Consider the following 12668-nt stretch of genomic DNA (forward strand, 5'->3'; position numbering starts at 1 on the left):
CTTATCCAAGAGCCTGGGGTTTGAACGAAGCACCACGCGCCGGGAGAAATCATATGGAGGGATCAGGTTTATGACACAGCCCGGCAACAGCAAGTCTTGACCCGGCATGGCGCTCAGGTCCATATGCCCGTCATCCCCTACTCATGAACTTTTTTCTGCCTGGTCACCGCGCGGCCGGGCGAGGTGATGAAACAGCATGACTCTGCCATTGATGCCGAAAGCCACCGCGGTTTGGCTGATCGAAAAGACGGGTCTGACCTTTACGCAGATCGCCGAATTTTGTGGCATGCACCCTCTGGAAGTGCAGGCGATTGCCGATGGCGAGGTGGCGCAGGGGATTGTGGGATATGACCCCATCGCCAATGGCCAGCTGACAGCCGCAGACATCAAGGCGTGCGAGGCTGATACCAACCGCCACCTGAAACTGGCGCCATCCGCCATTACCTTGCAGAAGCGTTCAAAGGGTGCACGCTACACCCCCGTGGCAAAACGCAATGACCGCCCGGATGCGATCATTTTCCTGCTGCGCAACTATCCCCAGCTATCCGACGTGCAAATTGGCAAGCTGGTCGGCACCACCAAGGATACCATCCAGAAAATCCGTGACCGGACGCACTGGAACAGCGCCAATATCAAGCCGCGCGATCCGGTGATTCTGGGTCTGTGCAGCCAGACCGACCTGAATGCCATGGTTCAGCAAGCCAATGAGCGTCTGATGCGGGAAGGACAGGAAGTACCGCAGCCGCTTCAGATCGAAGATGAGGATAATACCCCGGTCTGATTGATAACCTGCTGAAAAAGACGACAATGCGGGCCGGATCATTCGTGATCCGGCCCGTCTTATGTGCGGTGTATGGTCCAGGTGGTCAGGCCTGCTCTCCGTGATCTTGCTGAAGCCTGTCCAGCTCCTCCTTCAGCTTCAGCTTTTCCAGCTTGAGGCGTGTCAGAGTATCCTCATCGGGTCTGGGACGGTTATCTTCCTGGGCGATCTTGTTTTCCAGGGCAGCATGACGGTCTCTCAGAGACTCAATCCGTCCAGTCAGGGACATCCGCTTCCTCCATTCTGTGCTGTAACAGGCGGGAATTGAGCAGCCGTTCTGGCGAACCCCGTCCTGCCTCATCCATCAAGCCTAGCCACAGCCCCTCGCCGCTGTCAGCCCCTTTGCCGCTTTTTACGCCCGACATTGCATCGGACCATTGCGAAGCAGGCCCAAGCGGGATAGAGGCATTCTCTTCCACTGCCCCGAGAGTGTCATTTCAAGCCATGCTGAAAGACCGTGACGCCCTGCTTCGACAGCTTCATGAACTGCGTAGTGAGCATCGCGACCTCGATACCGTCATCAGCCGTCTGGCCGATCAGGGCGCACTGGATCAGTTACAGCTTCAGCGGCTGAAAAAGCGTAAGCTGCTCATCAAGGACGAAGTAAGCCGTCTGGAAAGTAATCTTATCCCGGACAATATCGCCTGATCTTATGAACGCCGTGCATAGTTCCTCCTCCCCGCTGGTCGGGATCATCATGGGCAGCCAGTCCGACTGGCCAACCATGGTGCATGCTGCCGAGACCCTGACCAAACTCGGCATCCCGCATGAAAAGCGCATCGTCTCCGCGCATCGGACGCCGGATCGGCTGGCTGATTATGCGCGTACGGCGTCCAGCCGGGGTCTGAAAGTCGTTATCGCCGGGGCTGGCGGAGCAGCCCATCTGCCCGGCATGTGCGCGGCATGGACGCGCCTGCCCGTTCTGGGCGTTCCGGTGGAATCCCACGCCCTGAAGGGCATGGACAGCCTGATGTCCATCGTCCAGATGCCCGGCGGCATTCCGGTCGGCACGCTGGCCATCGGCAAGGCCGGTGCCATCAACGCCGCTCTGCTGGCTGCCTCCATCCTCGCCCTGTCCGACGCCGCCCTGGCGACGCGGCTCGATGAATGGAGGGCTGCCCAGACCGCATCGGTTGCTGAAACAGTAGACGAAACAGCCTCTCTTCCGCGATAAGCCTGCCCCATGACAATTGCCCTTCCCCCCAATGCCACCATCGGCATCATCGGTGGCGGCCAGCTTGGCCGTATGTCCGCCCTGGCGGCTGCTCGCCTTGGCTATCGCTGCCATATCCTGAGCGATGCACCGGATTCTCCCGCCATTCAGGTCTCTGCCGCCCATACGATCGGGGCCTATGACGATCCGCAGGCTCTTCGCGCCTTTGCCAATGCCGTCGATGTGGTGACGTTCGAGTTCGAAAATGTCAGCGCCGAAGGGCTGGATCTGCTGGCCTCCCTGAAACCGGTCCATCCCTCCCCCACCATCCTGCGTATCAGTCAGGATCGTCTGGCGGAAAAGACCTTCCTGAATGATGCCGGCATCCCTACCGCGCCGTGGCATGCCGTCACCAGCCGGGCCGAGCTGGATGAGGCTGTTACAGCGCTCGGTTATCCCTGCATCCTGAAAACCACCCGGCTTGGCTATGACGGCAAGGGTCAGGCACGGCTCAACGGGCCGGATGATCTGGATGAAGCGTGGGAGACTCTGTCTCCACGCCCGCTGGTGCTGGAAGGCTTCGTAGATTTCGCGATGGAAATCAGTGTCGTCGTGGCCCGCAGTGCCTCCGGCACTATTGCCGCATTTGATACGGTGGAAAACCGCCATCGCCATCATATTCTGGACCTGACGCTTGCCCCTGCCCGCGTGCCGGAGGAAACAGCCCGGGCTGCCCAGACCATCGCCCGTAAAGTGGCAGAAGCGCTTGGGCTGATCGGCCTGTTAGCCGTCGAAATGTTCGTGGATGCGCAGGGGCGCGTGCTGGTAAACGAAATCGCGCCGAGGCCCCATAATTCCGGGCACTGGACCATGGATGCCTGCCCGGCCAGCCAGTTCGAGATGCATATCCGTGCCGTGGCTGGTCTGCCCCTTCCCCCGGCAATCCGCCATTCCGATGCAGTCATGCGCAATCTGGTGGGTCCGGAAGATGTTGCGCTGTGGCCGGACATTCTCGCCACACCCGGACTGATCCCGCATCTTTATGGCAAAGCCGAAGCCAGGCCGGGCCGCAAGATGGGGCATGTCAACCGATTGTTCCCACGCGGCGCCCTTCCCGGCGATCTGGGAATTGCGGATGCGCTGGGAAAACTGGCCAGAGAGGCGGAATAAACTTTTCCTCATTGAAAGAGACATGTCTTTTTGACAGCGATTGTCCTTCTGCTCCTGCAGTTGGGCAATTGCTGTTTTCCCGTCAGATGTCGGCCAAATTCAAGACCGCTCCTTGTCGAGCCATAAGATCGGGTGCCACACTGGCGTCAAAGGTCGGCCCGACATGGCTAACCAAGAAACGACAGGAAACGTGCCATGGCGAAGATTGCGGTCAAAACGCCCCTCGTTGATCTCGACGGCGACGAGATGACCCGGATCATCTGGGGGTTCATCAAGCAGAAACTGATCCTGCCGTATCTGGATATCACGCTCGAATCCTACGATCTCAGCATCCAGAATCGTGATGCCACAGACGATGCCGTTACGGTGGATGCCGCCAACGCGATCAAGCGTCTGGGGGTTGGCGTCAAATGCGCCACCATCACACCGGATGAGGCACGGGTGAAGGAATTCGGCCTCAAGAAAATGTGGCGCAGCCCGAACGGCACCATCCGCAATATCCTCGACGGCACGATTTTCCGTGAGCCGATTATCTGCGCCAATGTCCCGCGTCTGGTTCCACACTGGAGCAAGCCGATCGTGGTCGGACGCCATGCCTATGGCGACATATACCGCGCTGTCGAACTGACTGTGCCAGGGCCGGGAGAGGTTTCTCTGGTCTATCAGCCCGCCGATGGAGGACCAGCCCAGACGCTGGAGGTGCATCGCTTTACCGGAGAAGGCGTCACCATGGGGATGCATAATACCCGCGCCTCCATCGAAGGCTTTGCCCGCGCATCGTTCAATTACGGTCTGGCGCGGGGATACCCGGTCTATCTCTCGACCAAGAACACCATCCTCAAATCCTATGACGGGATGTTCAAGGATATTTTCCAGACCATTTATATCAATGAGTTCCGGGAAAAATTCGAAAAGCGCAACCTGCACTACGAACACCGGTTGATTGACGACATGGTTGCCAGCGCCCTGAAATGGACCGGCGGTTATGTCTGGGCCTGCAAGAACTATGATGGAGATGTACAGAGCGATATCGTGGCACAGGGCTACGGTTCACTCGGGCTGATGACCAGCGTATTGATGACGCCGGATGGCCAGACCGTGGAAAGCGAGGCCGCTCATGGAACAGTCACCCGCCATTACCGGGAACACCAGCAAGGCCGTCCCACCTCCACCAACCCCATTGCCTCCATTTTCGCCTGGACACGCGGGTTGGCTTATCGGGGCCGGTTCGATCAGACCCCTGATGTAACGGGCTTTGCCGAAACGCTGGAGCGTGTCTGCATCGAAACCGTTGAATCAGGCATCATGACCAAGGATCTGGCTTTGCTGATCGACAAGACTCATCCGTGGGAAACTACGGAATCCTTCCTGAAAATTCTTGATGAACGGCTCAAGAAGGCCATGGTCTGACCCGGACCTTTACGCCGGATTGACCGACAGGAACAAAAACCATGCAAAGACGCGGCTTTTTGATGACCTCTCTGATAGGTGGCTTCAGCACGGCGGCCGGAGCAGCCCATGCCGACGCTATTCATACCGGCACAAATGGGATCACAGCCGGTGAGCAGCGCATCAAGGTGAGTGACGGAGAAATCCCCGCCTATGTTGCGTCTCCGCAGGGCAAGGGACCATTCCCGACCGTGCTGGTGATCGAAGAAATCTTTGGCGTGCACGAATATATCCGCGATGTCTGCCGCCGTCTGGCCCATGCAGGGTTTATGGCCGTCGCGCCGGAGCTGTATGCGCGTCTGGGCGATCTGTCGAAAATGAGCGATGTGCAGACCATTCTGCGCGACGTCATCAGCAAGGCGCCCGATGCCACTGTGTTCGATGATCTGGATCATGCCGCCACCTGGGCTGCCGCGCATGGTGGCAGCGCCGACAGGCTCGGCGTGATCGGTTTCTGCCGTGGTGGCCGTGATGTGTGGCTGTACGCCACCCATAATCCGAAACTGAAAGCAGCCGTCGCCTATTACGGCCCGGTCAAGACCGAGGATACCGCGATCCAGCCGCACTCTCCGCTGGATGTGGCGGATCAGCTGAAATGTCCTCTCCTCGGGCTGTATGGTGGTCAAGACAAGATGATCGACCCGGCCGACGTTCAGAAAGCCGCCGACAAGGCAACAGCGGCCGGAAAGCGGGTGGAAATCGTCAATTACTACATGGCCGATCACGGTTTCCACGCTGATTACCGCCCGACCTATAACGAGGCGGTCGCTAAAAATGCATGGAATCGCACCCTCGCCTGGCTCCGCGATCACGGCGTCCGATAACGCAGCATCTCTTTTTGTGTGAGATCACGGGGCCTGAGATCACGGGGCCATGTCATCCCAGTTGATGATGCGGATTATGGCCGGCGGCCAAAAGCCTGTTCGATTTTCTGATCGGTCTTGAACTGGCTGAGCGCATAGACGGCCCAAATCGTAGCAGGCAACCAACCAATCAAGGTGACCTGAAGGATCAGGCAGATCAGGCCGGAAATGGGCCGTCCAATGGTAAAAAAGGTCAACCAAGGCAGAATCAGAGCAATCAGCAGACGCATAGTCCTATCTCCATAGTATGGACGTGATGATAGACGGAAAAAGCCGCCCCGGTCACCGAAGCGGCTTTTCTGTTGTTCTCGAACGCGGCAAGCAATCAAGCCGCCATAGCGTCCCGCACAGCCTGCAAGGCCGCATCGGCCTGCGCGGCATCCGGTCCACCGGCCTGTGCCATATCCGGGCGGCCACCACCCCCTTTGCCACCGACAGCCGCACTGGCAGCCCGCACCAGCGTCACGGCATCAAAGCGGCTGGTCAGATCGGCGGTTACGCCGACCACGACGCTGGCCTTGCCCTCCGCCGTGGAAACCAGCGCGACGACACCACTTTCCAATTGACGGGCGATGGCCTCGGCCAGACCCTTGAGTTCCTTGGGTGCAACATCACCCAGATTACGGGCGGCAAGCTTGACCCCGCCGACTTCCTCGACCTTATCAGCGGCACCACCGGTTGCCAGCTTGCGCTGGGCATCGGCCAACTGGGCTTCCAGCTTCTTGCGTTCCTCAAGCAGGGACGCAACGCGCGTTGTGACATCACCGGGTGCAACACGCAGCAGGGATGCAGTCTCCTGAAGGCGACGCTCGGCCTCGGCAATCTGGGCCAGAGCCGCTTCACCGGTCACCGCCTCGATCCGGCGCACCCCGGCACTGACGGCGCTCTCACCCGTAATGCGGAACAGCCCGATATCGCCGGTACGCCCGACATGGGTGCCACCGCATAATTCAATGGAGTACGCTGGCTTGCCCTCCTCCACCGGTGCCCCCATGGAAACGACGCGCACTTCGTCACCATATTTCTCCCCGAACAACGCCATGGCTCCTTCGGCCACAGCCTGCTCCGGCGTCATCAGGCGAGTGTTGACCGGGCTGTTCTGACGGATCAACGCGTTGACCTCCGCCTCCACCACAGCCAGATCGTCACGGGTGATCGGGGTTGGCTGGCTGACATCGAAGCGCAGGCGATCCGGCGCGTTCAGGCTGCCTTTCTGCGCTACATGCGTGCCGAGACGACGACGCAGCGCCTCATGCAGCAGATGGGTGGCGCTATGATGGGCACGGATGGCACTGCGGCGCTGGTGATCAACCACCACCTCTACCGGCTGACCAATCTGGGCCAAACCGCTTTCCACCCGGCCGAGATGCACGAACACATCGCCGAGCTTTTTCTGCGTATCGGAAATGATAATGCGCAACCCGTTGGGTCCAGTGATAATACCTGTATCACCAACCTGACCACCGCTTTCACCATAGAACGGGGTCTGGTTAAGCACCACGGCAACCTCGGTTCCGGCAGGCGCCGTCTCGGTCAGCGCACCATTGGCAACCAGCGCTATGATTTCGGCTTCGGCTTTCTCCGTGGAGTAGCCGAGGAACTCTGTGCCACCGACGCGGTCACGGATTTCAAACCACACGCCTTCCTGAGCGGCATCACCAGAGCCGGACCAGGCGGCGCGGGCACGACGGCGCTGCTCCGTCATGGCAGCATCAAACCCGGCTACATCGACGGCACGGCCCTGCTCACGCAGAGCATCCTGAGTCAGATCGAGTGGGAAACCATATGTGTCGTAAAGCTTGAACGCTACATCCCCGCTGAGCGTCTGGCCCTCCCCCAGCTTGCCGACCTCATCGGACAGCATGGCAAGACCACGATCAAGCATCGCCTTGAAGCGGGTTTCCTCCAGCCGCAGTGTCTCGGTAATCAAGGACTGAGCCTGCACCAGCTCGCCATAGGCTGCACCCATCTGCCGCACCAGCGCGGGCACCAGACGGTAAAGCAGCGGCTCGGTCATGCCCATCAGATGAGCATGGCGCATGGCACGGCGCATAATACGGCGCAGCACATAGCCACGGCCCTCATTCGAGGGCAGCACGCCATCCGCCATCAGGAAGCTGGTGGAGCGGAGGTGGTCGGCCACCACGCGGTGACTGGTCTTGTGGGGGCCATCCGGATCCTGCCCGGTGGCTTCGGCACTGGCGACGATCAGGGCGCGCAGCGTGTCGGTATCATAGTTATCGTGCTTGCCTTGCAGCACGGCAGCCAGACGCTCCAGACCCATGCCGGTATCAATAGAGGGGCGAGGAAGGTTTACACGTGTACCGGGCGGCCCTTCCTCATACTGCATGAAAACCAGGTTCCAGATCTCGATGAACCTGTCTCCATCCTCATCGGGGCTTCCCGGCGGGCCGCCGGGGATAGAGGGACCATGATCATAGAAGATTTCGGAACAGGGTCCGCAAGGGCCGGTATCGCCCATGCGCCAGAAATTATCAGAGGATGCGATACGGATAATGCGTTCTTCCGGCAATCCGGCGATGGATTTCCACAGCCGGGCCGCATCGTCATCATCCTGATAGACCGTGACCAGCAGCTTTTCGGCCGGCAGACCGAACTCGCGCGTAACGACGTTCCAGGCATGGGTGATCGCCTGTTCCTTGAAGTAATCGCCAAAGGAGAAATTACCCAGCATTTCAAAGAAAGTATGATGCCGGGCGGTGTAGCCGACATTATCGAGGTCGTTATGCTTCCCCCCGGCGCGGACGCATTTCTGGGAGGTCGTGGCCCTGCTGTAAGGCCGCCTTTCCTGGCCTGTGAACACGTTCTTGAACTGCACCATACCGCTGTTGACGAACAGCAGTGTGGGGTCGTTACGCGGCACAAGCGGAGAACTGTCGACCACCTCATGCCCGTTACGGGCGAAGTAGTTAAGGAACGTGGCGCGGATATCGTTGCTGGTGGCCATGCGACGATCGAGAACCTGATCATGAAGGGCGTCAGCCAACAATGGCATCAGCCGGATGAAAGGATGAACGCGCCAAGTAGCCCATACAGGCAAATCGGTCCATCCCCGCGCAGGCGGGGAACACGGCGATACTCCTGAGAATAGCCAAATATCAGCCGGTTCATCCCCGCGCAGGCGGGGAACACAGTTGCTCAAGGGAGCCCGGGTTTGGCGTTATCGGTTCATCCCCGCGCAGGCGGGGAACACGTCAGTGTGCATATTGTGCTCCCTCGTGATTCCGGTTCATCCCCGCGCAGGCGGGGAACACCCTGTGGTAACGCCGGTATCGAGGGCGATGATCGGTTCATCCCCGCGCAGGCGGGGAACACGGCGCACGCAACACCAGTATCTCGCCCAGCGCCGGTTCATCCCCGCGCAGGCGGGGAACACACGCTGGGTTCAGCGTAGAGCGGCTCGAAATCCGGTTCATCCCCGCGCAGGCGGGGAACACTCAACCTCTCAGCATTTTCCCTATTTAAGTGACGGTTCATCCCCGCGCAGGCGGGGAACACCTGATCGCTGACACGTCGCATGATCGCATCGGCGGTTCATCCCCGCGCAGGCGGGGAACACAGCGCCGACTAAGGCAAATAAATGGCGGAAATCGGTTCATCCCCGCGCAGGCGGGGAACACATTTGCCAAATAATTTCATGGACCGACCAGCCCGGTTCATCCCCGCGCAGGCGGGGAACACATCGCAGTCGCTGTATCAGCAGTCACCGACTGCGGTTCATCCCCGCGCAGGCGGGGAACACCTCCACGCATTCGTAAAATGTTCAGATGGGCGCGGTTCATCCCCGCGCAGGCGGGGAACACAAAAATGCTCGGTGGGAAGCGCCCTGTAGCGGCGGTTCATCCCCGCGCAGGCGGGGAACACGAACGGTGGGATCACCAATAACGCCGGAGCGTCGGTTCATCCCCGCGCAGGCGGGGAACACAACGCCGACCGATCATCCAGGACAGAAGATGCCGGTTCATCCCCGCGCAGGCGGGGAACACACTCGCGACGCGCGCTTTTATCACGGCCGCACCGGTTCATCCCCGCGCAGGCGGGGAACACGATACAGGGCGCTGGCGCTGAGTGTGCTGGACCGGTTCATCCCCGCGCAGGCGGGGAACACGGCGCTCCCCTTTCTTTCTTAGATACAGAGGTCGGTTCATCCCCGCGCAGGCGGGGAACACGAGACTCTATTTTTTTTCCCATTAGTCAGCGACGGTTCATCCCCGCGCAGGCGGGGAACACTGCCAGCGCATGGCGCAGGAGCGCAACGCGGGCGGTTCATCCCCGCGCAGGCGGGGAACACTATTTTTGCGAAAATCCCGTCATGGGTTTTCGCGGTTCATCCCCGCGCAGGCGGGGAACACTCCTGCTGCGACGAGGAAGAATTCGAATTTTTCGGTTCATCCCCGCGCAGGCGGGGAACACCTTGAGCCGATGAATGTAGATCGCATTTCTACCGGTTCATCCCCGCGCAGGCGGGGAACACCGAGGCGGCCATCCGCTATCCAGGAGCAGCATCGGTTCATCCCCGCGCAGGCGGGGAACACCGTAGCATCGAACCCAGATCAGCAGGAGAGAGAGGTTCATCCCCGCGCAGGCGGGGAACACCCTGAGCTGCTGCCAGCACCGATTGTGGCGGCCGGTTCATCCCCGCGCAGGCGGGGAACACACCGCGAAGCCGCGCGCATGTGCCTCGCTGGCCGGTTCATCCCCGCGCAGGCGGGGAACACCGTTTTCCTACCCGCATACGGCCTATTTCCACCGGTTCATCCCCGCGCAGGCGGGGAACACAATGCGCAGCTGCTCGATCTGGCGCGCGGTGGCGGTTCATCCCCGCGCAGGCGGGGAACACACCGTAACCGGTCTCACGACCTGCCTCGGCACCGGTTCATCCCCGCGCAGGCGGGGAACACTTTCAGAATACGGTTCCGGGTGGCTGCGCAGACGGTTCATCCCCGCGCAGGCGGGGAACACTCGAAGCCAAGAACGGCGGTTCATCGAGCGATCGGTTCATCCCCGCGCAGGCGGGGAACACCTGGACCGCGCTGCGATATATGATCAGCGGCGCGGTTCATCCCCGCGCAGGCGGGGAACACGACCACAACCGAGTGCTGATCAATCGCCTGCATGGTTCATCCCCGCGCAGGCGGGGAACACGGAAAAATATCAGCCATCCTGACATCAGCCGCCGGTTCATCCCCGCGCAGGCGGGGAACACTCTTCGCATAAGTAATTGATTCAAAATATTTTTTACATTGTCAAAGATCTTACCGACAGAAAAAGAGGTTTTTAGGCCGACTTTTCGGGAAGAAAAGTTACGAGCTTCAGTCCATCAAAATCAATGGGCATGCGGCGGTTGCGACCAAAAGTGAGGAAGTCATATCCCTGATCCGTTGGGGCCTTCCACACCATGACGGCGTCGCCTGTTTCCAGACCTTCCGTCACCTGGCGCCAGATCATTTCACGCGTCCGAGCCGAATAGTTGCCGACATAGACACCGGCCCTCACTTCAACCAGCCATGCAGCAAGTCTGCCACGCAGGCGTGGCGGCGCATTGGTGACAACCACAACCATCATCCGCGATGGCCCTCATCGCCAGACTTTTCTTCGTCAAAAGCGGGTAGAGCAGCCTCGGGTGGGGGCTCGGGACGTGGAATGTCCGCAGCAGAAAGAACGTCCTCAATCGCGGGAATAATACGTCCAAGAAGTCCCGTCCGACGGAACATGTCCCTGCAGGCCAGGCGAACCGCCCGGTCCGGTCCCATGTCCATACGACCTTTTGCAGCTTGTCCGGCAATCCGGAATGCTTCTGGCACAACGGTTTCGAGTTTGAACAGGTCCGCAATATCATAAACAAATGACAGAGGCTTGCCTGTATGGAGAAAACCAATAGCCGGAGCATAGCCCGCTGCCAGAACGGCGGCTTCAGATAACCCGTGCAGACAAGCAGTGGCCGCAGACAGGCAGCGATTGGGAATATCGCCTGCATCCCAGTCCTTGGGATCGTAGAGACGACGCTTCCACGGCACACCATACTGCTTTGCCAGAAGCGCGTAGCTTTCCCGCACGCGCACGCCCTCTATTCCTCGCAACTGTTCGATCGAACGGCGCGATGGTGGTTCCTCACCGAACCGCATGGCATACATCTTTCGCACGACACGCAGTCGGGCTGCCTCATCAAGCGCAATCCGGGCCTGCCATAGCAGTTTGTCCGAACGAGCACCCCCTGGCTGTCCTGCCGAATAGAGCCGCACGCCTGCCTCGCCGACCCAGATAATGAGGGTCCCTGTACGAGCTGCAAAGGAAACCGCCGCATGTGATATCCGGGCGCCCGGCTCCAGCATGATCCCGGCGATGCCACCTATAGGGATCTGGGTGCGTGTTCCGTCGGCATTGACGGCGACGAAGGCTCCATCGAGCACATCAAGCCGCGCTCGCTCGACAAAGATCAGAGAGGCCCGGTCTTTCAGCGGGATGAGTTTCGGCGGAGCAAGACCGGGAATCCCGCTCCCTTTGCTCATCATGCCCTCCGGATGATCATCAGACCGCATCCAAACGATTTCGCCCGGCCAAATCCCTGCGCCAGATTCGTGAGAAAAAGCGCCGGGTCAGTCATTTCAAGATGACCCGAAAGATCGAGAATCCCGAGCGTCATCGCATTGCGGTCAATGGCCCCCAAACGTGGCAGCGACAATTGCCGATAATCCTCGGCAATCGCGGTGATAACCCTGAAGCCGCTTTTTTCTCCCTGCTGTTCCAGCCACGCCTTCCCTGCCGAGGAGGCGATTTCCATACGACGCTCCGCACGCTCACTCTGTTCCAAAGCGTCTATGGGCGCCTTGACGACGTCTTCCCGTTTGCCACCACGCTTCATACGGGTCGCATTGGCGCGGAGCAGGAACTCAAGGCGGGCGCCAGGTGCGAGGTCAGGTGCATAAGACTTGATCCGATGCGGCTGGAAAAGATCGGACTGAAGCGGCGGACGTGCAGAAAGCGTAAGGAAGCTGCCGTCCCGCTCCTCCCGCCAGAGGAAATCCCGTTTTCTTTCCTCGCTGTCAGCAAACACCGACCAGAGTAGATGGTGCTGTGCGGACACCCGCTCTCCGGACGCCCTCCCCCCGGACTCTGAGGGTCGCAGTAGTACGGCCAAAGCCCGCGCCGAAGGATTCCGGGCCAGGCGGAGATGGCTGAAATAGAGTGTCAT

The 12668-nt window shown here is 59.9% G+C and carries 13 protein-coding genes and 1 CRISPR repeat array; of the genes, 6 read left to right on the forward strand and 7 right to left on the reverse strand.

Annotated elements, in window-relative coordinates; genetic code table 11:
• The first annotated feature begins 196 nt into the window (after positions 1-196).
• Entirely contained in the window at positions 197-781 is a 585-nt protein-coding gene (locus GBCGDNIH1_RS19345) for a DUF1013 domain-containing protein (protein ID WP_011632068.1), read from the forward strand.
• Positions 782-866: 85 nt separating this feature from the next.
• Here GBCGDNIH1_RS19345 and GBCGDNIH1_RS19350 read toward each other — a convergent pair whose 3' ends face one another.
• The gene (locus GBCGDNIH1_RS19350; RefSeq protein ID WP_011632069.1) at positions 867-1049 is read right to left on the reverse strand and encodes a DUF465 domain-containing protein; all 183 of its coding nucleotides are present in this window, start codon (positions 1047-1049) and stop codon (positions 867-869) included.
• The gene (locus GBCGDNIH1_RS24785) at positions 1027-1185 is read right to left on the reverse strand and encodes a hypothetical protein (protein ID WP_162288471.1); all 159 of its coding nucleotides are present in this window, start codon (positions 1183-1185) and stop codon (positions 1027-1029) included. The genes GBCGDNIH1_RS19350 and GBCGDNIH1_RS24785 overlap by 23 nt, the downstream gene beginning before the upstream one ends.
• A gap of 79 nt (positions 1186-1264) precedes the next feature.
• On the opposite strand from GBCGDNIH1_RS24785, the gene GBCGDNIH1_RS19355 reads away from it, so the two are divergent.
• From GBCGDNIH1_RS19355 to GBCGDNIH1_RS19375, 5 genes are all read left to right on the forward strand, one after another.
• Positions 1265-1468 carry a YdcH family protein gene (locus GBCGDNIH1_RS19355; protein WP_025286760.1) on the forward strand — a complete coding sequence of 68 codons (204 nt, stop codon included), beginning with the start codon at positions 1265-1267 and terminating at the stop codon, positions 1466-1468.
• A 4-nt stretch (positions 1469-1472) separates the two neighbouring features.
• A complete protein-coding gene (gene purE / locus GBCGDNIH1_RS19360; protein WP_011632071.1) occupies positions 1473-1994 on the forward strand; it encodes a 5-(carboxyamino)imidazole ribonucleotide mutase in 522 nt (173 codons plus the stop codon).
• Positions 1995-2003: 9 nt separating this feature from the next.
• A complete protein-coding gene (locus GBCGDNIH1_RS19365; RefSeq protein ID WP_011632072.1) occupies positions 2004-3143 on the forward strand; it encodes a 5-(carboxyamino)imidazole ribonucleotide synthase in 1140 nt (379 codons plus the stop codon).
• Between the two features lie 195 nt (positions 3144-3338).
• A complete protein-coding gene (locus tag GBCGDNIH1_RS19370; RefSeq protein WP_011632073.1) occupies positions 3339-4553 on the forward strand; it encodes an NADP-dependent isocitrate dehydrogenase in 1215 nt (404 codons plus the stop codon).
• 62 nt (positions 4554-4615) lie between these two features.
• On the forward strand, positions 4616-5416 hold the full coding sequence (locus GBCGDNIH1_RS19375) for a dienelactone hydrolase family protein (RefSeq protein WP_125911004.1): 801 nt from the start codon (positions 4616-4618) through the stop codon (positions 5414-5416).
• Positions 5417-5490: 74 nt separating this feature from the next.
• Here the strand turns inward: GBCGDNIH1_RS19375 and GBCGDNIH1_RS19380 are convergent, their stop codons facing one another.
• From GBCGDNIH1_RS19380 to cas6e, 5 genes are all read right to left on the reverse strand, one after another.
• Positions 5491-5685 (reverse strand): YqaE/Pmp3 family membrane protein, encoded by a 195-nt coding sequence (locus tag GBCGDNIH1_RS19380; RefSeq protein WP_025318901.1) that lies wholly within the window; start codon positions 5683-5685, stop codon positions 5491-5493.
• A gap of 95 nt (positions 5686-5780) precedes the next feature.
• Positions 5781-8423 (reverse strand): alanine--tRNA ligase, encoded by a 2643-nt coding sequence (alaS, locus tag GBCGDNIH1_RS19385; RefSeq protein WP_025318900.1) that lies wholly within the window; start codon positions 8421-8423, stop codon positions 5781-5783.
• Positions 8424-8518: 95 nt separating this feature from the next.
• Positions 8519-10682: direct repeats of the CRISPR family, unit length 29 nt; unit sequence CGGTTCATCCCCGCGCAGGCGGGGAACAC.
• 71 nt (positions 10683-10753) lie between these two features.
• Positions 10754-11041 (reverse strand): type I-E CRISPR-associated endoribonuclease Cas2e, encoded by a 288-nt coding sequence (gene cas2e / locus GBCGDNIH1_RS19390; protein ID WP_011632077.1) that lies wholly within the window; start codon positions 11039-11041, stop codon positions 10754-10756.
• The gene (cas1e, locus tag GBCGDNIH1_RS19395; RefSeq protein ID WP_011632078.1) at positions 11038-11985 is read right to left on the reverse strand and encodes a type I-E CRISPR-associated endonuclease Cas1e; all 948 of its coding nucleotides are present in this window, start codon (positions 11983-11985) and stop codon (positions 11038-11040) included. Before cas1e ends, cas2e begins: the two co-directional genes overlap by 4 nt.
• Positions 11985-12668: a type I-E CRISPR-associated protein Cas6/Cse3/CasE gene (cas6e, locus tag GBCGDNIH1_RS19400; RefSeq protein WP_011632079.1), complete on the reverse strand. Its 684-nt coding sequence runs from the start codon at positions 12666-12668 to the stop codon at positions 11985-11987. The genes cas1e and cas6e overlap by 1 nt, the downstream gene beginning before the upstream one ends.

This window comes from Granulibacter bethesdensis CGDNIH1, assembly GCF_000014285.2.
GTDB lineage: Bacteria > Pseudomonadota > Alphaproteobacteria > Acetobacterales > Acetobacteraceae > Granulibacter > Granulibacter bethesdensis.

Excerpts from the sequence above, each read along its gene's own strand:
- GBCGDNIH1_RS19345 (WP_011632068.1), top strand. The coding sequence starts at position 197 with ATGACTCTGCCATTGATGCCGAAAGCCACCGCGGTTTGGCTGATCGAA.
- GBCGDNIH1_RS19350 (WP_011632069.1), bottom strand. The coding sequence starts at position 1,049 with ATGTCCCTGACTGGACGGATTGAGTCTCTGAGAGACCGTCATGCTGCC.
- GBCGDNIH1_RS24785 (WP_162288471.1), bottom strand. The coding sequence starts at position 1,185 with ATGTCGGGCGTAAAAAGCGGCAAAGGGGCTGACAGCGGCGAGGGGCTG.
- GBCGDNIH1_RS19355 (WP_025286760.1), top strand. The coding sequence starts at position 1,265 with ATGCTGAAAGACCGTGACGCCCTGCTTCGACAGCTTCATGAACTGCGT.
- purE (WP_011632071.1), top strand. The coding sequence starts at position 1,473 with ATGAACGCCGTGCATAGTTCCTCCTCCCCGCTGGTCGGGATCATCATG.
- GBCGDNIH1_RS19365 (WP_011632072.1), top strand. The coding sequence starts at position 2,004 with ATGACAATTGCCCTTCCCCCCAATGCCACCATCGGCATCATCGGTGGC.
- GBCGDNIH1_RS19370 (WP_011632073.1), top strand. The coding sequence starts at position 3,339 with ATGGCGAAGATTGCGGTCAAAACGCCCCTCGTTGATCTCGACGGCGAC.
- GBCGDNIH1_RS19375 (WP_125911004.1), top strand. The coding sequence starts at position 4,616 with ATGACCTCTCTGATAGGTGGCTTCAGCACGGCGGCCGGAGCAGCCCAT.
- GBCGDNIH1_RS19380 (WP_025318901.1), bottom strand. The coding sequence starts at position 5,685 with ATGCGTCTGCTGATTGCTCTGATTCTGCCTTGGTTGACCTTTTTTACC.
- alaS (WP_025318900.1), bottom strand. The coding sequence starts at position 8,423 with ATGGCCACCAGCAACGATATCCGCGCCACGTTCCTTAACTACTTCGCC.
- cas2e (WP_011632077.1), bottom strand. The coding sequence starts at position 11,041 with ATGATGGTTGTGGTTGTCACCAATGCGCCGCCACGCCTGCGTGGCAGA.
- cas1e (WP_011632078.1), bottom strand. The coding sequence starts at position 11,985 with ATGAGCAAAGGGAGCGGGATTCCCGGTCTTGCTCCGCCGAAACTCATC.
- cas6e (WP_011632079.1), bottom strand. The coding sequence starts at position 12,668 with ATGACACTCTATTTCAGCCATCTCCGCCTGGCCCGGAATCCTTCGGCG.